Origin of the sequence: Sphingobium sp. TA15, assembly GCF_037101235.1 — a bacterium.
GTDB lineage: Bacteria > Pseudomonadota > Alphaproteobacteria > Sphingomonadales > Sphingomonadaceae > Sphingobium > Sphingobium indicum.
In genome coordinates this window covers 1415064-1437879 of sequence record NZ_AP025355.1, presented here as the reverse complement: position 1 = coordinate 1437879, position 22816 = coordinate 1415064, and the positions used below count along the sequence as shown (strand labels likewise).

At 66.8% G+C, this 22816-nt stretch carries 21 protein-coding genes; 7 read left to right on the top strand and 14 right to left on the bottom strand.

From position 1 onward, the window contains the following. Positions 1-142: 142 nt before the first annotated feature. Complete coding sequence (locus Sj15T_RS07210) at positions 143-2419, bottom strand: UvrD-helicase domain-containing protein (RefSeq protein ID WP_013040422.1); 2277 nt, start codon at positions 2417-2419, stop codon at positions 143-145. A gap of 106 nt (positions 2420-2525) precedes the next feature. Here Sj15T_RS07210 and Sj15T_RS07205 point away from each other — a divergent pair, with 106 nt between their 5' ends. Both Sj15T_RS07205 and Sj15T_RS07200 read left to right on the top strand, forming a co-directional pair. Further along, positions 2526-2921: a GFA family protein gene (locus tag Sj15T_RS07205; RefSeq protein ID WP_007688829.1), complete on the top strand. Its 396-nt coding sequence runs from the start codon at positions 2526-2528 to the stop codon at positions 2919-2921. Positions 2922-3050: 129 nt separating this feature from the next. Beyond that, positions 3051-3521: a hypothetical protein gene (locus Sj15T_RS07200; protein ID WP_013040421.1), complete on the top strand. Its 471-nt coding sequence runs from the start codon at positions 3051-3053 to the stop codon at positions 3519-3521. A gap of 89 nt (positions 3522-3610) precedes the next feature. Here the strand turns inward: Sj15T_RS07200 and rsmD are convergent, their stop codons facing one another. After that, on the bottom strand, positions 3611-4159 hold the full coding sequence (gene rsmD, locus Sj15T_RS07195; protein WP_013040420.1) for a 16S rRNA (guanine(966)-N(2))-methyltransferase RsmD: 549 nt from the start codon (positions 4157-4159) through the stop codon (positions 3611-3613). Continuing rightward, the gene (locus tag Sj15T_RS07190) at positions 4156-5070 is read right to left on the bottom strand and encodes a pseudouridine synthase (protein ID WP_013040419.1); all 915 of its coding nucleotides are present in this window, start codon (positions 5068-5070) and stop codon (positions 4156-4158) included. The genes rsmD and Sj15T_RS07190 overlap by 4 nt, the downstream gene beginning before the upstream one ends. A 161-nt stretch (positions 5071-5231) precedes the next feature. On the opposite strand from Sj15T_RS07190, the gene Sj15T_RS07185 reads away from it, so the two are divergent. Both Sj15T_RS07185 and Sj15T_RS07180 read left to right on the top strand, forming a co-directional pair. After that, the gene (locus Sj15T_RS07185) at positions 5232-5690 is read left to right on the top strand and encodes a response regulator (protein ID WP_013040418.1); all 459 of its coding nucleotides are present in this window, start codon (positions 5232-5234) and stop codon (positions 5688-5690) included. A 94-nt stretch (positions 5691-5784) separates the two neighbouring features. Further along, the gene (locus Sj15T_RS07180; protein WP_013040417.1) at positions 5785-7095 is read left to right on the top strand and encodes an MFS transporter; all 1311 of its coding nucleotides are present in this window, start codon (positions 5785-5787) and stop codon (positions 7093-7095) included. 9 nt (positions 7096-7104) lie between these two features. Here Sj15T_RS07180 and Sj15T_RS07175 read toward each other — a convergent pair whose 3' ends face one another. The 8 genes from Sj15T_RS07175 to Sj15T_RS07140 form a co-directional block, all read right to left on the bottom strand. Continuing rightward, positions 7105-7545 (bottom strand): DUF6628 family protein, encoded by a 441-nt coding sequence (locus Sj15T_RS07175; RefSeq protein ID WP_007688841.1) that lies wholly within the window; start codon positions 7543-7545, stop codon positions 7105-7107. A 68-nt stretch (positions 7546-7613) separates the two neighbouring features. Beyond that, positions 7614-8936 carry a folylpolyglutamate synthase/dihydrofolate synthase family protein gene (locus Sj15T_RS07170; RefSeq protein WP_013040416.1) on the bottom strand — a complete coding sequence of 441 codons (1323 nt, stop codon included), beginning with the start codon at positions 8934-8936 and terminating at the stop codon, positions 7614-7616. 20 nt (positions 8937-8956) lie between these two features. After that, positions 8957-9808 (bottom strand): acetyl-CoA carboxylase, carboxyltransferase subunit beta, encoded by an 852-nt coding sequence (accD, locus tag Sj15T_RS07165; protein ID WP_007688844.1) that lies wholly within the window; start codon positions 9806-9808, stop codon positions 8957-8959. Then, positions 9805-10632, bottom strand: coding sequence for a tryptophan synthase subunit alpha (gene trpA, locus Sj15T_RS07160; protein WP_013040415.1), 828 nt, complete (start codon positions 10630-10632; stop codon positions 9805-9807). The genes accD and trpA overlap by 4 nt, the downstream gene beginning before the upstream one ends. Further along, a complete protein-coding gene (locus tag Sj15T_RS07155) occupies positions 10625-10777 on the bottom strand; it encodes a hypothetical protein (RefSeq protein WP_154651061.1) in 153 nt (50 codons plus the stop codon). The genes trpA and Sj15T_RS07155 overlap by 8 nt, the downstream gene beginning before the upstream one ends. Next, complete coding sequence (gene trpB / locus Sj15T_RS07150) at positions 10774-12015, bottom strand: tryptophan synthase subunit beta (RefSeq protein WP_020819289.1); 1242 nt, start codon at positions 12013-12015, stop codon at positions 10774-10776. The genes Sj15T_RS07155 and trpB overlap by 4 nt, the downstream gene beginning before the upstream one ends. Positions 12016-12105: 90 nt before the next feature. Continuing rightward, positions 12106-12750 (bottom strand): phosphoribosylanthranilate isomerase, encoded by a 645-nt coding sequence (locus Sj15T_RS07145; RefSeq protein WP_013040413.1) that lies wholly within the window; start codon positions 12748-12750, stop codon positions 12106-12108. 41 nt (positions 12751-12791) lie between these two features. Beyond that, positions 12792-13694 carry a lauroyl acyltransferase gene (locus Sj15T_RS07140; RefSeq protein WP_013040412.1) on the bottom strand — a complete coding sequence of 301 codons (903 nt, stop codon included), beginning with the start codon at positions 13692-13694 and terminating at the stop codon, positions 12792-12794. Between the two features lie 53 nt (positions 13695-13747). Here Sj15T_RS07140 and Sj15T_RS07135 point away from each other — a divergent pair, with 53 nt between their 5' ends. Then, positions 13748-14866: a glycosyltransferase gene (locus Sj15T_RS07135; protein ID WP_013040411.1), complete on the top strand. Its 1119-nt coding sequence runs from the start codon at positions 13748-13750 to the stop codon at positions 14864-14866. Positions 14867-15523: 657 nt separating this feature from the next. Here Sj15T_RS07135 and Sj15T_RS07130 read toward each other — a convergent pair. Both Sj15T_RS07130 and gyrA read right to left on the bottom strand, forming a co-directional pair. Beyond that, positions 15524-15871 (bottom strand): DUF952 domain-containing protein, encoded by a 348-nt coding sequence (locus tag Sj15T_RS07130; protein WP_007688860.1) that lies wholly within the window; start codon positions 15869-15871, stop codon positions 15524-15526. Next, entirely contained in the window at positions 15868-18600 is a 2733-nt protein-coding gene (gyrA, locus tag Sj15T_RS07125; protein WP_338756219.1) for a DNA gyrase subunit A, read from the bottom strand. The genes Sj15T_RS07130 and gyrA overlap by 4 nt, the downstream gene beginning before the upstream one ends. Before the next feature lie 242 nt (positions 18601-18842). Between gyrA and Sj15T_RS07120 the strand changes: the two genes are divergently transcribed. Both Sj15T_RS07120 and Sj15T_RS07115 read left to right on the top strand, forming a co-directional pair. Continuing rightward, positions 18843-20123, top strand: a complete 1281-nt coding sequence (locus tag Sj15T_RS07120) for a hypothetical protein (RefSeq protein ID WP_007688864.1) — start codon at positions 18843-18845, stop codon at positions 20121-20123. Positions 20124-20230: 107 nt separating this feature from the next. Further along, entirely contained in the window at positions 20231-21502 is a 1272-nt protein-coding gene (locus Sj15T_RS07115; protein ID WP_041386459.1) for a hypothetical protein, read from the top strand. A 210-nt stretch (positions 21503-21712) separates the two neighbouring features. On the opposite strand, the gene yghU is transcribed toward Sj15T_RS07115, so the two are convergent. Beyond that, positions 21713-22582 carry a glutathione-dependent disulfide-bond oxidoreductase gene (gene yghU, locus Sj15T_RS07110; protein ID WP_013040408.1) on the bottom strand — a complete coding sequence of 290 codons (870 nt, stop codon included), beginning with the start codon at positions 22580-22582 and terminating at the stop codon, positions 21713-21715. Between the last annotated feature and the right edge of the window lie 234 nt (positions 22583-22816).

Sequence of the window (22816 nt, the reverse complement as noted above, 5' to 3'; positions counted from 1 at the left end):
CCCCGGGTCAAGCCCGGGGTGACGAATAAGGGAATGGCCGCTCTCCACCCCTATCCTTATCATTCCCATACGGGCGCTAACCTTACCGCCGCCATTTCACGATACCAGATCGCCCCCTGCATTGTGGATGCCCGATTGACGGCTAGGCAGGCTGCACGAAGCTGTCCATTACCCGCTTCCGCCCTGTCGTTTCGAAGTCGATCTCCAGCTTGTTGCCCTCGATCTCCGCCACGGTGCCGTATCCGAATTTCTGGTGGAAGACGCGCAGACCGACGCTCATGTCGTCGCGGCCCTTGTTGCCGAGCGATACGGCCGATGCGCGGGCTTCCACGATCCGGACGGGTTCCTTCATGAACTGCCCGCTCTGCTGGGCGCGCTGCCAGCCGGGGCCGCGTCCCGTGCCGCGCTGGACATTGGCGAAGGGATCGGCTCGCTCCGACCAGTTGGCGCGCCAGAGCGAGGCGCCGCCGGACATGCTGCTTTCCTCCTCCACATGTTCGGGCGGCAGTTCCCCGACGAAGCGCGAGGGGATGGAACTGGTCCACTGGCCATAGATGCGCCGGTTGGCGGCGTGCAGGATGATGCAGGATTTCCTCGCCCGCGTGATCGCGACATAGGCAAGGCGGCGTTCCTCCTCCAGGCTGTTGAGGCCGCCTTCGTCAAGGGCGCGCTGGGAAGGGAAAATGCCTTCTTCCCACCCCGCCAGAAAGACGGTGTCGAACTCCAGCCCCTTGGCGGCGTGAATGGTCATGATCGTGACCTTGCGCTCGTCCGCTTGCGCCTCATTGTCCATGACGAGGCTCACATGCTCCAGGAAGGCCCCCAGCGTCTCATATTCCTCCATGGCGCGGGCGAGTTCGCTCAGGTTCTCCAGCCGCCCCGCGCTTTCGGCGGTCCGTTCGGCCTGGAGCATGGCGGTGTAGCCGCTCTCGTCCAATATCTGCCGGGCGAGTTCGGCATGGGGAAGCTGCGCGGCGCGGTCCCGCCAGCGGGCGAGATCGCCGATAAAGGCGCCCAGGCTGCGGCGGGCCTGCGGCGTCATCTCGTCCGTGTCGAGGATGCGGGCGGCGGCGAGGGCCAGCGGAACGCCCTCCGTGCGGGCAAGTCGGTGCAGCTTTTCCACCGCCTTGTCGCCCAGGCCGCGCTTGGGGACATTGACGATCCGTTCGAACGCCAGGTCGTCGGCGGGCTGGTTGACGAGGCGCAGATAGGCCAGCGCGTCGCGGATTTCGGCGCGCTCATAGAAGCGGAAACCGCCGACGATGCGATAGGGCAGGCCGATCTGGATGAAGCGGTCTTCGAACTCGCGGGTCTGGTGCTGGGCGCGGACGAGGATGGCCACTTCGTCCAGCGATCGGCCGCCGCGTTCGATCGATTCGATCTCCTCGCCCACGCGCCGCGCTTCCTCCGGCCCGTCCCACACGCCGATGACGCGGACCTTTTCGCCCACGTCGATGTCGGTCCATAGCGTCTTGCCCAGGCGATTGCCGTTTTCCGCGATCACCCCTGACGCCGCGCCCAATATATGCGGGGTCGAACGGTAATTCTGCTCCAGCCGGATGATCTTCGCGCCCGGAAAATCATTTTCGAACCGCAGGATATTGGCGACTTCGGCCCCGCGCCATGAATAGATGGACTGGTCGTCATCGCCGACGCAGCAAATGTTCTTGCTGCTTTGGGCGAGCAGGCGCAGCCACAGATACTGGCTGGAGTTGGTGTCCTGATATTCGTCCACCATGATATAGCGGAAGCGCTGCTGATAGCTTTCCAGCACATCCCGATGACGTTTCAATATCGTCAGAACATGCAGCAGCAAGTCCCCGAAATCGCAGGCATTCACGTCCCGAAGACGCGCCTGATAGGCGGCATAGAGCTTCTGCCCCCTGCCGTTGGCATAGCCCTCGCTCTCGCCCGCGCCGATCTCCTCCGGGGTCAGGCCCTTGTTCTTCCACTGGTCGATGAGGCCGGCGAGCTGGCGGGCGGGCCAGCGCTTTTCGTCGATGCCCTCCGCCTGGATAAGCTGCTTCATCAGGCGAAGCTGGTCGTCCGTGTCGAGGATGGTGAAGTTGGATTGCAGCCCCACCAGTTCGGCATGGCGGCGCAGCATCTTCGCGGCGATGGCGTGGAAAGTGCCCAGCCAGGGCATGCCCTCCACCGCCGGGCCGATCATGCGGCCGACGCGTTCCCGCATTTCCCGCGCCGCCTTGTTGGTGAAGGTGACGGCAAGGATTTCGGAAGGATAGGCCCGCCGCGTGGCGATCAGATGGGCGAGGCGGGCGGTAAGCGCCGCCGTCTTGCCCGTGCCGGCGCCCGCCAGCACCAGCACCGGCCCCTCGGTCGAGAGCACGGCCTCCCGCTGGGGTTCGTTCAGCCCCTGAAGATAGGCGGGATCGTCGGGCGAGGGAGCAGGCAGGGTCATGAGCTATCAACTAAGGTGCCGGGCGGGAAGCGGCAAGGGCGGGCAGCCCTTGCGCCGTCGCTTCTTCTATGAGAACAAAAGGCGAATCATGCAAGGAGATAAGGCCATGGTTTCGGGGCGGTGCCAATGCGGGGCGATCCATTACGAAGCGCAAGGGGAGCCAGTCTACAGCGCGCTGTGCCATTGTTCGGACTGCCGGAAAAGCGCGGGCGCGCCGATGGTCGGCTGGGCCTTGTTTCCGGAAGACAGGGTGACGGTGACGGGCCGCCCCGTGACCTATCGATCCTCCGACAATGTGACGCGGGAATTTTGCGGGACATGCGGCACGGGGCTGTTCTATCGCAATGCCGCGGTCTTCCCCGGCATGGTGGATATTCAGACGGGCACGCTGGACGACCCGTCCGCCCTGCCGCCGGCCATCCATGTGCAATTCGCGGAGGCCGCGTCCTGGATGGCGGGCGCGCACGAACTGCCGAAGTTCGATCGCTATCCTGAGCATTGAGGCGGGTGGTTTAGGGGATCGTCTGGCGGCGCGGCGGCAACGGTTCATCGCCATGGCCGGAACGTCGGCGTCGCAAATCCGGTTCTTTGTGCAGCCCGAACGGCAGAACGGGTCGAGAACAAGGAAAGGATGATCCCGATGAAATCGATCCTGTTGGCAGGCGCGACCATATTGGCCTTCGGCGCCGGCGTCACCGGCATTGCAATAGCGCAGGACATGCCCGCTTCGGCGCAGCCCCCCGCAACCGCTGCGCCGCCGCCCGATCAGGGCGCGACGCCCGCCATGCCCGCGACGCCCGCGGAGCCGGGCTCCGCGCCCGCCAGTCCGGCGACGCCGGCCACGCCGCCGCCCGCCGCCGATCCCAATGCCGGCCAACCCACGGGCGCCGTGCCCCCGGACACGGGGATGCAACCTGCCCCCGCCGGCGTCCCGCGCGATCCGTCCGCGCCGGTCGGAACATCCGCCAATCCCGCGACAGTGGGCGGCAATATGACGCCGCCGCCGACCGAGCGAAAGGATTATCCGCTATGCAGCAAGACAGTGCAGGATAGCTGCATCAACCGCGGCGAAGCGTCCAAATCCATGCGTAAGCGGCGCTGACGGCGTCGGGGCGGGGCAGGGTGGCGACGACGGTCGCCAAGCCCCGCCCGCGCGCATGCCCTATCTTTCAGCCGGGGCCGGAGCGCTCTTTACCCGGCCTGGTCCGCTGCGCGCAGCAACGTCAGGCGCGCCTTGCCCACATCGCGGGTCGCCTCTGCCGCGAAGCCCTTTACGGCCACATCCTCGCGGCGGTCGGTTTCCATGCTGATCCAGGTCGCGGGGCTAGTCCAGCCCAGGCGGCTGAGCTTGTCCAGCGCCACCATGCCAGCGCCGCTCTGATAGGGCGGGTCCATGAAGATGAGGTCCAGCGGCTTGCCCGCCGGACCGATCGACAGGACGCTGCCCTGGCGGATGTCGGGGCGGACGCCCAGCCTGTCGCCATTGGCGCGGATCGCATCCAGCGCGGCGCGGTCCTGCTCCACGAAGACGCAGCTTGCCGCGCCGCGAGAGAGCGCTTCATAGCCAAGCGCGCCCGACCCCGCGAAGAAATCGCCGACGCTCAGCCCCTCGAAGGAGCCGATCCGGCTCAGCAACATGGAAAAGAGCGTTTCGCGTGTGCGATCCGCCGTGGGGCGCGTCGCGTCGCCCTTGGGCGCAACCAGCGGACGGCCGCGCCATTGGCCTGCGATGATCCTCATTTCGCGCCCTTCAGCCCCTTGCGGAAGACGACCAGATCGTGCTGCCGCACTTCCTCGACCGCCCCGGACGCCAGTTCGCCCAGATGGAACGGGCCATAGCTGGTGCGGATCAGCCGGTTCACCTGAAGCCCCAGATGTTCCAGCACCCGGCGGACCTCGCGATTCTTGCCTTCGGTCAGCGTCATTTCGATCCACTGGTTGCGGCCGGTGCGCCGTTCCAGATTGGCCTCTATCCGGCCGTAGCGTATCCCGTCTATCTCCAGCCCGTCGAACAGATCCTCAAGCTGGTTCTGGCTCACCTCGCCGAAGGCGCGGGCGCGATAGGTGCGCGGCACGCCGGTGGAGGGCAGTTCCATCTGCCGCTTGAACTCCCCATCGGTGGTGAGCAGCAGCAGGCCCTCCGTCATCATGTCCAGCCGTCCGATCGGCATGACGCGGGGCAGGTCGGGGGGCAGCTTGTCGTAGATGGTCGGGCGGCCGCGGGGATCGCGTTCGGTCGTCAGGAAACCCGACGGCTTGTGAAAGAGGAACAGGCGCGCAGGCGCCGGCGCGGCGACCGGATTGCCGTCGACCGCGACGCCGTGCAGCGAAGAGAGGAGCGTGGCGGGGGTCGACACCGCTTCGCCGTTCAGCGTGATCCGCCCCTCCTCGATCATCCGCTCGACCTCCCGCCGGGATGCGACGCCGGCGCGGGCGAGCAATTTGGCGATGCGCTGCGGCTCGTTCCCGCCGCCGGCTGCGGCGGCGGCGCGGGCGGGATGGGGGTTGGCGGGCGTCGCCGGGGCGGCCTTGGTCTTCCTGAACGGCGGGCGGGCCGGGCGCGATCCCGGCGCAGCCCTGGCGCCCGTCGGACGCCTGGGACCGCCGGAGCCCGGCCGACGCGGCGGCCCAGATTTTTTCGGCGGTTCCACGGAAGAGTTCCTTTTCAAAACGGGGCGGCATTCCCATATCGGGAAGGCCAGGAAATTGACGAATGGTGTTGTCCTTGCGCCCATGCGCCGGGGCGATGGGAAACCCCTTCGGGGCCTTGCACGTTGGTCGGCTGAATGGCGCAAATGGGGCGGATCGGCAAATGTTTTTCGGGCTGGTAAAAGGGGAAGCCGAAGCGCGGGAGCGCCGCAAGGCGATACGCAGCGTCCTGGTGGTCGAGGATGAGCCGCTGGTCGCCTTCGACAATGAGCATGTGCTGGAAATGGCGGGCTATCGCGTGGCCGCCACCGTCGACGAATATGCCCATGCCGTCACCGTGATCGAGGAGGAGAGCGTCGACCTGGTGATCGCGGACGTCACCCTGCATGGCGACAAGAGCGGGGTCGACCTTGCGCGCTTCGCGGCGGGCAAGGGCGTCGCGGTGTTGTTCGTGACGGGCGCCTGCCCGGTCGACGCCAGGGAAATGGCTCTGGGATGCCTGGCCAAGCCCTATGCGCCGCGCGATCTGCTGGCGGCGATCGACGTGCTGGATGCCCTGCTCCGCGGCAAGGCGCTGCCCCGCTTTCCCGACGGGCTCCACCTGTTCGAGGATGCGCCCTGATCCACCCCCGGAATAAGATGGGCGGACGGCTTGCCTCCACCGCATTTGCCCATATGGTGGCCCGGATAATCATCCCCGGGGGGCGCACCGATTTATGACCGACATGGCGAAGGGCTCGGCTGGCTGGCTGGACGCGGTGAAGCCCTATGTGCAGAAGGCGCCTCTGGGGGCCTTTTTTCTCGGCATATCATCGGGCTTTCCCTATGCGATGATCGGCGCGACGCTGACCACCCGGCTGGCGCAGGACGGCATCGACAAGAAGGCGGTGACGGCCTTCACTCTCGCCTTCCTGGTCTATAACCTCAAATGGCTGTGGGCCTGGGTCGTCGACGGCGTTCGGCTGCCGGTCATCGGCCGGCTGGGGCAGCGGGTGAGTTGGCTGCTGGTGGCGGGATCGTTCGTGATGGCGGCGGTCGCCAACCTGGCGCTGGTCGATCCCGCCACAGGCCTGTTGCAGACGGCCTATGCCGCGATCCTGGTCGGCGTCGCGGGCGCCACCTTCGACATCGTGATCGACGCCTATCGGATCGAGACTTTGAAGCCGGAGCAATTGGGCGTCGGGTCCGGCCTGTCGCAATATGGCTGGCGGATCGGGTCGGTCGCGGCGGGCGCGCTGGCGCTGGTGCTGGCGGCGCGGATCGGCTGGCATGGGGCCTATCTGGCCTGCGCGGTCTTCGCCTTGCCCGCCATGCTGACCGGGCTGGTGCTGGGCGAGCCGGAGCGGCACCGCGAGCCGACGGCGCGGCGCGGAATGGGCGAAGTGTGGCAGTCGATCGCCGGGCCGCTGGTGGAATTCTTCCGGCGGCGCGGCGCCTGGCTGGTGCTGCTGTTCATCCTGCTGCACAAGATCGGCGACACGCTGGCCAACCTCACCTTCCGCCTGCTGTTCGACGACATGGGCTACACCAATGACGAGATCGCCATCTACGACGTGGGGATCGGTTTCTGGGCCTATCTGATCGGAATCTTCGTCGGCGGCGTGCTCTATGCGCGCATGGGGATGAAGCGGTCCGTGCTGGTCAGCCTGCTGCTGATGGGCGTGTCCAATTTCAGCTTCGCGCTGCTGGCCGCGCTGGGCAAGAGCAATTGGGGCATGGCCGGCGCCATCGGTTTCGAGAATTTCGCGAGCGGCATCGGCGGGGTGACGGTGGTCGCCTATTTCTCCGCGCTCTGCGACCTGCGCTTCACCGCCGCGCAATATGCGCTGATTTCGGCGGCGGCGAGCATCGTCGGACGGTTCCTGACCGGGACGACGGCGGGCGCGATGATAGAGCGGTTCGGCTATGTCGACTTCTACCTGCTGACCACCGCGCTGGCGGTGCCGGGCATCGTCCTTTTCTGGCTGATGATGCGCGCCGGGCTGATCGACGCCAGCGTCGGCACGGCGGCTACGCAGCATGGCTGAACCGATGCGCTAACCCGCCGCGTAGAGATCGAGGGGACGTCCCAGATCGCAATGCGCCTGGGCGACCGCCTGCAGGCAGGTGAGCGCGCCCAGCGCATGGTCGTTGCCCAGCAGGGCGGCGACATCCTCATAGGCCGAACGCGGGCTGCGCAGCGCGCCGCCGATGGCCTGCATCATCAGCGCCTCGTCGCTCGTCATGCGGGAACAGCAGCAGGGCGCGATCAATATCTTGCGGCTGGATGTCCGCGCCATTTCCAGCATCATCGCCCGCATCAGCACCAGCGGCCGGCGATAGCTGCGGCCAAAGGCGCCCAGCATCGCATTGGCGGCATGGGCGTCATTGACCCCTGCCGTCGCCATGCGGCGCATCACATAGAGGAACAGCCGGTTGCCGTAGCCGCCGGGAAGCGGACGGGGCTGATCGAGGGAGGGGGACTCTCCGTTGGCCATGCGTTCTTACCTTCTGCCTTGTTGTTGGAAGGCAAAAATACGCTATTGCGAGTCAATCGCAAGTAAATTCAGTCGGGATATTGACCGTTCAGCCGCAAAATTTCGCCCGCGAGGTAGAGGGAGCCGCAGATCAGCAGCTTCGGCGCATGGCCCGGCTGGGCGGAGATGGCGGCAAGGGCGCCTTCGGGCGTCGCATGCGCGGTGCAGGCGATGTCCCAGCGATCGGCGATGGCGGCGAATCGTTCCGGCGGATGATGGTCATGGCCGGGCACCGGCAGGGCATGGATATGCGCGATCCGCCCCGCAAAAGGATGGAGATAGGCGTCCAGATCCTTGTTCGACAGCATGCCGATCATCAGTTGGAGCTTCTGTTCCTCCAGCCGCTCGCTGCTGAAAAAGGCGCTGATCGCCTCGCCCGCGCTGGCATTGTGGCCGCCATCCAGCCATGCCTCGGTCCCTTCCGGCAGGCGGGCGAGCAAGGGACCATGGTCCAGCCTTTGCAGGCGGGCGGGCCAATGCGCCCAGAGCGGGGCGGCCTTCAGCGCGGCTTCGCTGACGGGCACGACATTCTGGTGCCGCAGCATGGCGAAGGCGAGCGCGGCGTTATGGATCTGGTGCGCGCCGGGCAGGCGCGGCAAGGGCGTGTCGAGCCGTCCCTGGTCGTCGCGATAATGGAGGCGATCCCGATAGGCCGCCGCGTCCCAGCTTTCCCCCATGGCGAACCAGTGGGTCCGGTTGCGGGCGGCGGCCTCCAGCATCACCGGGAAGAGTGCGTCGGCATAGCGCTGCGTCACCAGCGGCGCGCCGGGCTTGGCGATGCCGGCCTTTTCCGCCGCGATCTCCCGGATCGTGGCGCCAAGGAAGCCCTGATGGTCGAGGCCGAGCTGCGCGATGCCGCAGATCACGGGCCTTTCGATGACATTGGTGGCGTCCAGGCGGCCGCCAAGCCCCACTTCCAGGATGCAGGCGTCGGCGGGATGTTCGGAAAAGGCGAGGAAGGCGGCGGCGGTCGTGACTTCGAAGAAGCTGGCGCCGATCCCTTCCGCCACGTCCAGCACGCGGGAGAGATAATGGGCCAGCGCCTCGTCGGAGATCAGCTTGCCGCTGATGCGGATGCGTTCGTTGAAGCGGACCAGATGGGGAGAGGTGAAGACATGCACCGTCTTCCCGTCCGCCTCCAGCGCGGCGCGCAGGAAGGCGCAGGTCGAACCCTTGCCGTTGGTGCCCGCGACATGGAAGACGGGCGGCAGGGCGCGGTGGGGGTTGCCGATGTGGTCCAGCAGGCGGACGATGCGTTCCAGGCCCAATATGTCGGCGCCCGGCGACAGCGTCGCGAGGCGGTCGAGCTGGGCCTGGACGGCCGGATCGTCGGAGACGGCGTGGTCGGCCATCGGCTCTGGTCCCGTTGGCGTCAGGCGGCGGCGCGTGGGGCGAGGTAGCCGATCACCCTGGCAAGCGTGTCGCGCAGGTCGCTGCGATGGACGACCATGTCCAGCATGCCGTGCTCCAGCAGATATTCGGCGCGCTGGAAGCCGTCGGGCAGCTTTTCGCGGATCGTGCTTTCGATGACGCGCTGGCCCGCGAAGCCGATGAGCGCATTGGGTTCCGCGATCTGGATGTCGCCCAGCATGGCATAGCTCGCCGTGACGCCGCCGGTCGTCGGATCGGTCAGCACCACGATATAGGGCAGGCCCGCCGCGTGGAGTTTCCGGATGGCCACGGTGGATCGCGGCATCTGCATGAGGGAGAGGATGCCCTCCTGCATGCGCGCGCCGCCCGCTGCGGTGAAGATCACATAGGGGCATTTGCGGGCGATGGCTTCGTTGACGCCCTGGATGAAGGCGGCGCCGACGCCCATGCCCATGGAACCGCCCAGATAGGCGAAGTTCTGGACCCCCATGACCAGCGGCACGTCGTCTATGGCGCCGCGCGCGTTGATCAGCGCGTCCTGGTCGCCGGTCGCGGCGCGGGCGGCCTTTATGCGGTCGGGATAGCGTTTGGAGTCGCGGAACTTGAGCGGGTCTTCCTGCACCTGCGGCGTCGGCAGCAGGATGAATCCGGCGTCGAGTATCTGCTCGAACCGCTCCGCGGGACCGATGCGGCCATGATGGTCGCAGCGCGGGCAGACGGAAAGATTGTCCTCCCATTCCTTGATGAAGATCATCTCGGCGCAGGAGGGGCATTTGTGCCACAGCGTTTCGGCGGTGGTTTCCTTCTTCGCCATGAAGGGCAGCGCGTTGCGGACGCGGTTGATCCAGCTCATGCGGCGGTCTCCCGGAAATGTGGGCTGTTGGCGTTCAGCGCGCCCCGAAGGGCGGCGACGAAATCCTTGACGAAGGGCGCGGCGGCATCGCCATGCGATCCGATGATGTCGACAATGGCGGAACCCACCACCACGCCGTCGGCGACGCGTCCGATCGCGGCCGCCTGTTCGGCGGAGCGCACGCCGAAGCCCACGGCGATCGGCAGGTCGGTGGCGGCCTTGAGCTTCGCGACGGCCTGCTCGACGGCGGCCTGCGCGGCCTGCTGCTTGCCGGTGATGCCGGCGACGGCGACATGGTAGAGGAAACCGCTGGCGCCGTTCAGCACGGCGGGCAGCCTGGCGGCGTCGGTCGTCGGCGTCGCCAGGCGGATCAGGTGGACGCCGGCCGCGCGCAGGGCGGGGCCGATCTCGGCATCTTCCTCCGGCGGGACATCGACGCAGATGACGCCATCGACGCCCGCGGTCTTGCACTGCTCCGCGAACCATGCCGAGCCGCGCACGAGCATCGGGTTGGCATAGCCCATCAGGACCAGCGGGGTTTCCGGGTGCCTGGCGCGAAAGGCGGCGGCGAGGGCGAAGATGTCCTTCGTCCTGGTGCCGGAGCCAAGGCTGCGCAGGTTCGCCAGTTCGATGGCCGGGCCATCGGCCATCGGATCGGTGAAGGGCATGCCGAGTTCGATGATGTCCGCGCCCCCTTCCACCAGCGCGTCGAGGATCGCGGGGGTGTCGGCCACGGTCGGATCGCCTGCGGTCACGAAAGTGACGAGCGCGGCGCGGCCCGCCTTTTTGCAGGCGGCGAAGCGGGTGGCGAGGCGGTCAGTCATTGAAAAAGTACCCGTTCGGGCTGAGCTTGTCGAAGCCCAGCTCTTTCTTTGAAGAGAAGAACAGCCCTTCGACAGGCTCAGGGAGAACGGAGGAGGGATTTGCGCGAATGGAAGCGGCGTTGGTGCGAACGGAGTGGCGGTTCATATCTCCACCCCCAAAGCGGTCGCCACGGTGAAGATGTCCTTGTCGCCGCGGCCGGAGAGGTTGACGATCAATATCTGGTCGGCGTCCAGCGTCGGCGCGACCTTTTCCGCGCTGGCGATGGCGTGCGCCGATTCCAGCGCCGGGATGATCCCCTCCAGCGCGGAGAGCTTCTGGAAGCTGGCCAGCGCCTCATCGTCGGTGATCGGCATATAGTCGACCCGGCCGATTTCATGCAGCCAGCTATGTTCAGGCCCGATGCCGGGATAATCCAGGCCGGCCGAGATGCTGTGCGCCTCGGTGATCTGCCCGTCCTCGTCCTGGAGCAGGTAGGTGCGGTTGCCGTGCAATATGCCGGACTTGCCGCCCGCGAGGGAGGCGGCATGCTTGCCCTGCAATCCTTCGCCCGCTGCTTCGACGCCGATCATCTTGACCTCCGCATCGTCCAGGAAGGGGTGGAACAGGCCGATGGCGTTGGAGCCGCCGCCGACCGGCGCGATCAGCATGTCGGGCAGGCGGCCTTCCAGTTCCAGTATCTGCTCGCGCGCCTCCCGGCCGATGATCGACTGGAAATCGCGCACCAGTTCGGGATAGGGGTGCGGCCCGGCCGCCGTGCCGATGATGTAGAAGGTGTCGTGGACGTTCGACACCCAATGGCGCAGCGCATCGTTCATAGCGTCCTTCAGGGTCTGCGATCCCGAAACGACCGGGATCACCTCCGCGCCCAGCAGCTTCATGCGGAAGACGTTGGGCTTCTGCCGCTCCACGTCCTTCGCGCCCATGAAGATCTTGCATTCCATGCCGAACAGCGCGGCGACGGTCGCGGTCGCGACGCCGTGCTGGCCCGCGCCGGTTTCGGCGATGACCTTCTTCTTGCCCATGCGGCGGGCCAGCAGCGCCTGGCCGATGCAATTGTTGATCTTGTGCGCGCCGGTGTGGTTCAGCTCCTCGCGCTTCAGATAGATTTTCGCGCCCTTGCCGGGCGGCGCTTCGGCGCGCAGCGCCTCGGTCAGGCGCGCGGCATGGTAAAGCGGGTTCGGGCGGCCGACATAGCTGCGCAGCAATTCGGTGAATTCCGCGTCGAAGGCGGGGTCCTGCTTCGCCTCCTTGTACACCTTCTCCAGCTCCAGGATGAGCGGCATCAGGGTTTCGGCCACGTAACGGCCGCCAAAGGCGCCGAAATGGCCGGAGGCGTCGGGCTGCGAACGCAGGCTGTTGGGCAGGGTCATGCTATCGGTCATCGCTTCTGTCTCTTCGGGCATGGGTTGGATCACTTGGGCCAAGTGATCAACGCCATCGAAGGCCGATGCGTTCTAAAGGGGCGCGCTGCGTCAACATGCCGATGCCGCATTGCAGAAGGCCATGATCTTGTCCACACTCTTGATGCCCGGCGCGCTTTCGACGCCGGAGGAAATGTCGACCAGCGGCGCGCCCGTGATGCGGACGGCTTCGGCCACATTGTCGACGTCCAGGCCGCCGGAAAGCCCCCAGGGCAGGGATGGGGCAGCGCCGCGCAGCAGCGTCCAGTCGAAGCGCAGGCCCATGCCGCCGGGGAGCGCCGAACCATGGGGCGTCCTGGCGTCGAACAGGATGAAGTCGGCGGCGCCCGCATAGGCGCGGGCGGCCTCTATGTCGGCGCGGGTCTTGACGGAAATGGCCTTCCAGACGGGAATGCCGAAGCGCCTGCGAATGGCCGCCGCCCGTTCGGGAGGCTCCCTGCCGTGAAGCTGGAGCGCGGTGAGGGAGCCGGTGGCGGCCAGGCCCGCCAGGATTTCGTCCGTGGGATCGACCAGCACGGCGACCCGTTCGACATGGGACGGGACAGGCGCGGCGAGGGCGCGCAATTGATCCGCTTCGACATGCCGGGGGCTTTTCGGAAAATGGACGAAGCCCAGATGCGTCGCGTCCGCCCGCATGGCGGCGCCCACGGTCTCTGGCGTCGAAAGGCCGCAGATCTTGATGGCGAGTCGGGGCATGGGGGCGCTTTAGCGGGTGCGGCCGGGCGTGAGAACCGCTTTCATCCCGCCATCCCTCCCCCTGCCCCTTCCTCCCGCGCAGCCGCGACGGCGGCGACGGGAGCCGCCAGGTCCATGTCGTGCAGCGCAAGCCACTGGTCGGCATGATCCACGCAGGCCTTGCCGAGGAAGGCGTCCACCTGATCCATGATCCGGTCGTCGGAAAGCAGGGCGGGATCGAGCGGAGGGTGCCAGTGAACGCGGAAATGCGGCCCTTCGCTGCGGATCAGGTAGAAGGGCAGGAACCTGGCGCCGACCTTGCGGGCCAGGCGAAGCGCGACGGAAAGGTTGCCCGACGGCGGCAGGTCGCGGCCGAAGCGGGGAAACCAGACCTGCCGGTCCCGGCGTTCGTCCAGCAGGATGTAGAGGGTGGCGCGGTCCCGGCCGGCGAGATGCTTCAGCACGCCGCGGGCGGCGCCGTCCCCGGTGATCGCCTCGCCCATATAGCTGGATCGGGCGCGCTTGAGCATGGCCGCCTGCCGGGGGTCTTCCGGCGGGTCGTAGATGCCCAGGCCCGGCCTGTCGGTCGACGCCTTGATATGCGCGGCGAGCAGGTCCCAATTCCCCAGATGCACGGAAAGGGCGATCAGCGGACCGGGGCCGTCGAGCACCCGCCGATAGCCATCCCCATCCTCCACCGTCACATGATCGTTGTCGATCAGCCGGTCGATATTGGTGAGTTCCGCCATGGTGCGGCCCAGGTTGAACCAGCGGCGGGTGAGCATCGCCTCGCGGGTCGCATCGTCCAGATCGGGGCGGAGGATGGCAAGGTTCCTGCGCGCGCGCTCATCGCGCAGCTTCATCGACTTGCGGGCGATGTTGGCCGACAGCCATCCGCCCAGCCAGGAGGCGAGGGACGCGGGAAGAATGCGGAGGAGGGTGAAGAGAAAGGGGTTGGAGAGCATCGCGCCTGCCGTCATACAGCAGCGGTCGGGGCGGTAAAGGGCTTGGATTTGCGATGAGTTGGGCCTTGGGGCTTTGGGCGATCGTGCAGGGGCTGAGCGTGATCGGCGTGCTCGACTATTGGCGGCACCTGCCGGCCGACCGGCAGGAGGAAGCGCCCGATGGCGTCGTGGTGCTGCTGTCGGTGCGCGACGATTGGGATGGCGGCGCGGAACTGATCGCCCGGCTGAAGGCGCAGGCGGCCCCTTTCCGGCTGGTGATCGCCACGTCGGGCGCATGCGCGGCGGCGGAGGCGCTGGCGGGGCGCGAAGGGGACTGGGTGCAGATCGTTCGCGCCGGCATCGCCAGCGACGAGGGGCAGAAGGTCCACAAGCTGCGGGCGGCCCTGCGATCCTTGCGGCAGGGGGACCGTTATCTGATTTTCATCGACGCGGACATCGAACCGCCGTCAAGGCTCATGGGACGGCTGCTCTTTCCGCTGGTGCGGGGAAAGGCCGACATCGTGACCGGCTATCGCCTGTTGTTGCCGGAAGCCAGCATGGCGGCCACGCTGGTGGGCGCGGTCGAAATGCAGTTGGCGACGCTGCCCAGGGCGGCGAGCGCGACCATGCCCTGGGGCGGGGCCATGGCGCTGACGCGGGAAACGGCGGAGCGGCTGGACCTGGATGCCGCGCTGGCGGGGCGGTTGTCGGACGACATGACGATCGGGCTTGCCGGATGGCGGGCGAAGCTGCGGTTGCGGCCAGTGCGCGATCTGCTGGTGGCCAGCCCGCTGGAGGGGCGGGGGGCGCTGGGCTTCGGCGTGCGGCAATATCGGCATGTCCTGACGAACAGCGCGGGAATGTGGCTGATCGCCTGCGCCGTGGCGGGCGCGCAGGCGCTGGGCTGGATTTGGGCGCTGGGTTGGGGTGGCTGGAGCGCCGTGGGCGTTGGCTATGCGGCGGCCGCGGGACGGGCGCTGATCCGGCGGCGGATCATCGCAAGCGTGCTGGAACGGGGCCAGGCGCGGGCGGCGCGGCGCTCGCTCTGGTGGGATGTGCTGGCGCCTTTTGCCGTGTGCTGGACGCATTGGGGAATTCAGTTGGCGGCGGCGGCTTCCCGGCGGATCAGATGGGGCGGCTATGATTATTGGATGAACGACAAGCGCGTCGTCCGGATGGAGAGAGTGGAATGACGGGACTCCGGTCATTTTTTCTATCGATTTCGCAGCACAAGCGCAGGCGTGCGCAGAAGCCGCAGGCGGATCGGACATGCCAAGGAGCAGGGGAAAGAGGGTTCTAGGCAGCGTGGACAAATTCGAAAATGTCGTGAAATGGCCAATCCAGGACATTCCCCTCCCGCAAGCGGGAGGGGCTAGGGGTGGGCGCGAGCGAAGCGAGCTTCTGACTTGGCCGTTGCAAAACAACGCGCATGTTGCGCCAGCCCACCCCCTAACCCCCTCCCGCTTGCGGGAGGGGGAATGACAGCTAACCACCCAAATCACTCAGTCCGGCAAGTCTTGAATTTGTCCACGGTGCCTAGAGATGCAGGATGAGGAGCGGACGTTCCGTTTTCCTTGAAGCAGGCGCACCTAAAGACGGCGATTGGCCGCTTCCCGTCATCAGTTTTCCGTCACCCCGGATCAAGTCCGGGGTGACGAATAGGGGGAAATGTCCGCTCCCCACCCTGCACTGACGTCACCAAGGCATGAAAACGAAGCATCTGATCCGCCTCGCCATCTCAGGAGAGGGCCGGGACATGGCCCCCGCCAGCGGATGACGCTGCTGTGAACCGGAAATAGCGCGGGAGGCGGAGCAGGCTTCCGCGAGCCTGCCTGCATTGCCCCAGGGGGTTAGAAGCCCGCCGGAAAGAGATGCCTGCCCTGCTCGTCCAGGCGCAGGATCACCTTGCCCGCCACGGCGCTGAGCGGCAGTTCGCCATAGAGGTGCGGGAAGAGGGCGCCGCCACGCGATTCTTCCCATTTCAGCGCGTCGCCGAAAGGGGCCAGGTCGACCATCAGCATCACCAGATGGTCCTGCCCCGCAAAATGCCTGGCGGCCGTCTCGGCGGCCTGTTCGCGGGTGGACATGTGGATGTAGCCGTCGGCCAGATCGACCGGCGCGCCCTTGAACGCGCCATCCGCCTTCAACTGGTCATACTGATCCTTCGTCAGGATCTTGTAGGCGAAGAGGTCGGTCACTCCTCGGTCAGGTCCGGATCGGCTTCGGGGCTGGCCTCCGGGCTGACTTCCAGGCCGGCGGGGGTGCTCACCTCCGTCTCCTCGTCGCTTTCCTCGATCTTCGCCGCGCTGACGACATGCTCGTCGTCGGACACGTTGAACAGGCGCACGCCGGCCGAACTGCGGCCGATGACGCGGAGGGACTCAAGGCCCATGCGGATCAGCTTCGCCTGGTCGGTGACCAGCATCAGATGGTCGCCATGCCGCGCCGGGAAGCTGGCGACGACGGGGCCGTTGCGGCCGATATTGTCGATATTGGTGATGCCCTGCCCGCCGCGCCCGGTGCGGCGATAGTCATAGGCGGAGGACAGCTTGCCATAGCCATTGGCGCAGACGGTGAGGATGAACTGTTCCTTCGCGGCCAGCTCGGCGAAGCGTTCCGCGCTCATCTGCGGCGATCCTTCCTTCTCCGCCTTCCACGGGGCGAAGCGCAGATAATCGTCGCGCTCCTCCTGATTGGCGCCCGAGCGGTGAAGGATGGAGAGCGAGATGACCTCATCGTCCTTTTTGAGCGTCATGCCGCGCACGCCGGTCGAGGTGCGGCTCTGGAATTCGCGCACGTCCGTCGCCTGGAAACGGATCGCCTTGCCCTGGCGGGTGGCGAGCAGCACGTCGTCCTCTTCGGTCAGCAGCGCCACGCCGATCAGGCGGTCGTCGCTTTCATCGTCGAAGCGCATCGCGATCTTGCCGTTCGACGGGATGTTGGCGAAGGCGTCCATGCTGTTGCGCCGGACCGTGCCGTTCGCGGTCGCGAACATGACGTGCAGGTCCTTCCAGCTATCCTCGTCCTCCGGCAGCGGCAGGACGGTCTGGATCGTCTCTCCGGGGCTTAAGGGCAGCAGGTTCACCATCGGCCGGCCGCGCGTGGCCGGGCCGCCTTCGGGCAGGCGCCAGACCTTCAGGCGATAGACCTTGCCCGCCGTCGAGAAGAAGAGGACCGGCGTGTGGGTGGAGGTGACGAACAATTCGGTGATCGCGTCCTCATCCTTGGTCGTCATGCCCGAACGGCCCTTGCCGCCGCGGGCCTGGGCGCGGAAGCTCTCCAGCGGGGTGCGCTTGATATAGCCCTGCACGGTGACGGTGACGACCATCTCCTCCCGCTCGATCAGGTCTTCATCGTCTATGCCGTCGGCGGCGGCGGTGATTTCCGACAGGCGCGGGGTGGCGAAGTCGCGTTCGATCGCCTCGAACTCCTCGCGCATCACGGCATAGAGCTTCACCCGGTCGCCCAATATGGCGAGATATTCGGCGATGGCGGCGGCGAGTTCCGCCAGCTCGTTGCCGATCTCGTCCCTGCCGAGCGCGGTCAGGCGGTGCAGGCGCAGGTCCAGGATGGCGCGGACCTGCGTGTCGGACAGGCGGTAGCTGTCGCCGCCGACTTCCGTCTCTATGGCCTCGACCAGCTTCAGATAGGGCGCGATCTCCGCCACCGGCCAGTCGCGGGCGAGCAGGGTTTCGCGGGCCTCGGCCGGGCTGGCCGAACCCCGGATGATGCGCACCACCTCGTCGAGGTTGGTGACCGCGATGACGAGGCCCAGCAAGATATGCGCCCGGTCGCGGGCCTTGTTGAGTTCATATTTGGTGCGGCGGGTGATGACCTCTTCGCGGAAGCGGACGAACGCCTCTATGATGTCGCGGATGTTGAGCAGTTCCGGGCGGCCGCCGCGAATGGCCAGCATGTTGGCCGGGAAGCTCGACTGGGCGGGCGTGTTGCGCCATAGCTGGTTCAGCACGACTTCCGGCGTGGCGTCGCGCTTCAGGTCCATGACGATGCGCACGCCCTCGCGGCTCGATTCGTCGCGAATGTCGCTGATGCCCTCGATCCGCTTGTCCTTGGCGGCTTCGGCGATTTTCTCGACCAGGCCGTTCTTGCCGACCTGGTAGGGAATGGCGGTGAGGACGATGGAGCGGCGGTCGCCGCGACCTTCCTCAATCTCATGCCGGGCGCGCATCATGATGGAGCCGCGCCCGGTATGATAGGCGCTGCGGGCGCCGGACTGGCCCAGGATCAAGGGCGCGGTCGGAAAATCGGGGCCGGGGACGATCTGGATCAGCTCGTCGATGGTGATGCCGGTGTTGTCGATATAGGCGAGGCAGGCGCGGATCACTTCGCCCAGGTTATGCGGCGGGATATTGGTCGCCATGCCGACCGCGATGCCGCCCGCGCCGTTGACCAGCAGGTTGGGGAAGCGGGCGGGCAGAACCTGCGGCTCGCTTTCGGAGGCGTCGTAGTTCGGCTGGAAATCGACGGTGTCCTTGTCCAGATCGTCCAGCAGCGCGTTCGTCACCTTGGCAAGGCGCGCCTCGGTGTAGCGCATCGCCGCCGGCGGATCCGGGTCCATGGAACCGAAATTGCCCTGGCCGTCGATCAGCGGCACGCGCATCGACCAGTCCTGCGTCATGCGCGCCAATGCGTCATAGATCGCGCTGTCGCCATGCGGGTGATATTTACCGATCACGTCGCCGACGATGCGGGCCGACTTGCGATAGGGCTTGTTGTGGGTGAAGCCCGATTCATGGGCGGAGAAGAGAATGCGGCGATGGACCGGCTTCAACCCGTCGCGCACGTCCGGCAGGGCGCGGGCGACAATGACCGACATGGCATAGTCGAGATAGCTCGCCTTCATCTCCTCCACGATGGAGATGGGGCTGATGTCCGAAGGGTCGGCGAGGGCAGTCTCGTCGGTCAAATCGATTCTCTTTTTTCGGTGAGTGCTTGTTGTGCGTCATGCACTAGCGGAGCGAAACAAATCTGTCACCCCTCGCGCGCGCACGCGCAAAGGCATGAGATGCGTGCCGGACGCGCCGGATCGTTTCCGGGGGGCTGACAGGCGGTCAACTGGTGCATATAGGTCGTTCAAACGTTATTCACGCGCCGACCCCTAATCGGCGTCAAACAAAGGCCGCCTGTCCCGCGGGCGCAGAGGAGAAGATGAACATGCGTTTTGTTACCCCCGTGGCGCTCGCGCTGACCCTTGCGCTGGCCGGCGGCGCCGTCTCGGCCCCGGCATTCGCGGCCAAGAAGGACGAGAAGAAGGGCGGCGCCCCGAAGCTGAACGTCTCGCCCGACGTGATCAAGGCGTTGCAGGCCGCCCAGCAGGCGGCGGAGAAGCAGGATTTCGCCGCGGCCAAGGCGGCGCTGGCCGATGCGGACAGCAAGGCGAAGTCGAACGACGACAAATATCAGATCGGCGCGATCAAGCTGAACGCCTCCATCGCCAGCAAGGATGCCGCGATGCAGAGCGAGGCGCTGACGCAGATGCTGGACAGCGGCCTCACCCCGCCGGAGCAGGCGGGCCAGTTCAACGCCGTCGCCGCCGACCAGGCGTTGCAGGCGAAGAATTACGATCTCGCCATCACCCGCGCCCAGGCGGCGGCGGCCGCCGGTTACAAGCCCGACGCGGTGAACGTGACGCTGGCCCAGGCCTATTTCGGCAAGGCCGGCACCGCCAACAGTTCGGTCGAACCGCAGCGCGGCCTGAACCAGCAGGGTCTCGCCGCGCTCAAGGCCGCGGCGGACGCCACCAGGGCGGCCGGGGGCCAGGTGCCGGCGCAATGGTATCAGATCGGCGTCAGCCGCGCCGCGCAGGCGAAGCTGCCCGAAGTCACCGAATGGGCCAAGATGGCCTATCAGGCCGCGCCCAGCGGGGAAAATCTGCGCACGCTGATCCGCCTGTTCCAGCAGGCCAATCCCAATATCTCCAACCGCGAGAATCTGGACGTGCTGCGCCTCATGGCGACCTCCGGCGGTCTGGTCGTGGCGCAGGATTATCTGGAATATGCCGAAATGGCGTCGAAGACCGGCATCTACGGCGAGGTGAAGTCGGCGATCGACGCTGGCCGCAGCAAGGGCGTGCTGAGCGCCAGCCAGGGCGGCGACCTGTACCAGACGGCGGTGCCCAAGATCGCGGGCGACAAGGGTTCGCTGGGCACTGCGGAGGCTGACGCGAAGAAGGCGGCGAACGGCAAGATCGCGGCGGCGACCGCCGACGCCTATCTGGGCTATGGCGACTATGCCAAGGCGGCGGCGATGTTCGAACTCGCCAAGCAGAAGGGCGGCGTCGACGCGGACGAAATCAACACCCGCATGGGCATCGCCAAGGCGCTGGGCGGCGACAATGCGTCGGCCAAGGCGGCGTTCCAGTCGGTGCAGGCCGGTTCGCGCAAGCAGATCGCCGATCTGTGGCTGGCCTATCTGGCGACCAAGGCCTGATCCTTGCCTGATGTGGGGCGCGCCGCCCGGCGCGGGCGGCGCGCCTCCATCATCTTCCACCATGATGACGGCCTGGCCGAAGCCGGGCGACAAGGGGGATGGCTGACATGGCCATGACGAGACATTCGATTCTGACCTACGGGCTGCTGGCCGGCGCCGCCCTGCTGGTCGCCGCGCCCGCCGTCGCGAAGAAGCCGGCCGTCGGCCCGGCGATCCAGATGTCGGACGGGTTCCGCGCCGCGACGCAGGCGGCGGACGCCGCGATCAGGGCCGGCGATGTCTCGACCGCGCAGGCGCAGATTTCGGGCCTGATGCCGGTCAGCGATTTCGAGGCCTATGTGGCGGCGGGCCTGCGGTTCCAGCTTGCCGTGCTGAAGGTCGACCGGCAGGCGCAGCGGGTGGCGCTGAACGACATGTTCAAGACGTCTTCCGTGCCGAAGGGCGACATGCCCCGCCTGCGCTACATTGCGGGCTATCTGTCCTACATCGTCGGCAATTACGACGATGCGACGGCGCAGCTCGATTATGCCCGGACGCTCGGCTACGATCCGATCGACGCCACCATGCTGCGCGCCGACATCGCCATCCGCCGCAACCGGCCCAAGGACGCGCGCGGCTTCGTGCAGCAGGCCCTGGCGCGGCAGCGGGAGGCCGGGCAGCCTATCCCGGCGGCCTGGTACGACCGGGCGATCTCCATGGCCTATCAGGCGGGGGACTGGACCGAATTGGGCGCGCTGTATCGGGAACGGCTGTCCCGTTATGATTCGGCGGGCGAGTGGCGGTCGGCCCTCGCCAATTACCTGGCGGCCCCCGGTATGGACGCGCAGGTGCAGCTCGACCTCTATCGCCTTCAGGCCGCCAATGGCGCCATGGCGAGCGAGCGCGATTATCAGGCCTATGCGCAACTGGCCGAAAAGACAGGCTATAGCGCGGAGACCAAGGCGATCATCGAGGCGGGCCGATCGGCGGGCAAGCTGACGCCGACGCAGGCGGCCACGGCGCAACTGCTCAAGAGCGCCACGCCCAAGGCCGCGAAGGAGATAGCGGGCCTGCCCGCCGCGGCGAAGAAGGCGGCGGCGGCGAAGGACGGGTCGGCCGCCATGGCGGTGGGCGACACCTATTTCTCGCTCGGCCAGTTCCCCCAGGCGGTGGAGCAATATCGCCTTGCCTTGAGCAAGGGAGGCGTCGATGCCGGCAAGGCGAATGCCCGGCTTGGCGTGGCGCTGGCGCGGTCGGGCGACCTGGCGGGCGCGAAGGCCGCGCTGGGCCAGGTGACGACCGGCAATTGGGCGAATGTCGCCGGCTTCTGGTCGGTCTGGGTCGACCAGCAGAGCCGCAAGACTGCGTCCACGCCGGCCGTCCTGCCGCCGGCGGGTTGAGGGGGGCAGTCTCCACGGCTGGACAGGTTTGGGTCATTGCCGTTTTTTTTTTTGAGCGTCTTGCGCTTTTGCCCTCGCAGGAGGGCGAGACGCTCAGGAAGCTGACCGTCCGCCTTCCCGTCCGAAACGGTACTTCACCATCGCCCGATCATGCGCCCGATCATGCGCCCGATCATGCGCCCGATCATGCCATCGGCGGGTTGTGTCCGCTCAACCGGCGCCCTCCAGCTTGTCCTGCGTCCGCGTCGCGAAATCCCCGGCGTCATGCCGCTCCCGAAGCTGCTCTTCCAGCGGTCCGTTCGCCTTGTTGACCATCCGCCCGCGCTGCACCGCGGGCCGGGCGTCGATCTGCTCGGCCCAGCGCAGCACATTGGCATAGCTCCCCACGTCCAGGAATTCCGCCGCGTCATAGGCCCGGCCCAGCGCCACCCCGCCATACCAGGGCCAGATCGCCATGTCCGCGATCGTATATTCGTCGCCCGCGACATATTCATGCTCAGCCAGTTGCCGGTCCAGCACGTCCAACTGCCGCTTCGCCTCCATCGCATAGCGGTTGATCGCATATTCGAACTTTTCCGGCGCATAGGCGTAGAAATGGCCGAACCCCCCGCCCAGCAGCGGCGCGCTGCCCATCTGCCAGAACAGCCAGTTCAGCGTCTCGGTCCGCCCGGCCGGGTCGGTCGGCAGGAAGGCGCCGAATTTCTCGGCCAGATAGACCAGGATCGACCCGGATTCGAACACCCGCCGGGGCGGCGAGACGCCATGGTCCATCAGCGCCGGGATCTTGCTGTTGGGGTTGACCGACACGAAGCCGCTGCCGAACTGGTCGCCCTCGTTGATGCGGATCAGCCAGGCGTCATATTCGGCGTCCTTGCCCGCCGCCAGCAGTTCCTCCAGCATGATCGTCACCTTCTGCCCATTGGGCGTGGCGAGCGAATAGAGCTGGAGCGGGTGCTTGCCGACCGGCAATTCCCTGTCATGGGTCGGCCCGGCGACCGGCCGGTTGATGTTGGCGAAGGCGCCCCCGCTTTCCTTGTCCCAGGTCCAGACCCGCGGCGGAATATAGGCTGTGTCGGTCATGAGGGCGTCTCCTTGGGGAAGCGGGAAGAGGGTGGGGCGGGCTACGCCCGCTGCTCCGGCTAGGTAAGGATCGACCCTGTCCGGCGCAAACCCCGCATGATCAAAAAAAGGCAGCGCGGCGGCAGCGGCTGCATTGGTCGCGTTTTTTGCACGTGGAACGCATTTCGTCGCTGTCCGGCTGTCTCCGCCGGCAGGGAAGGCCTATAGGACCGGCGTCATGTTTCTTCGCGCCGT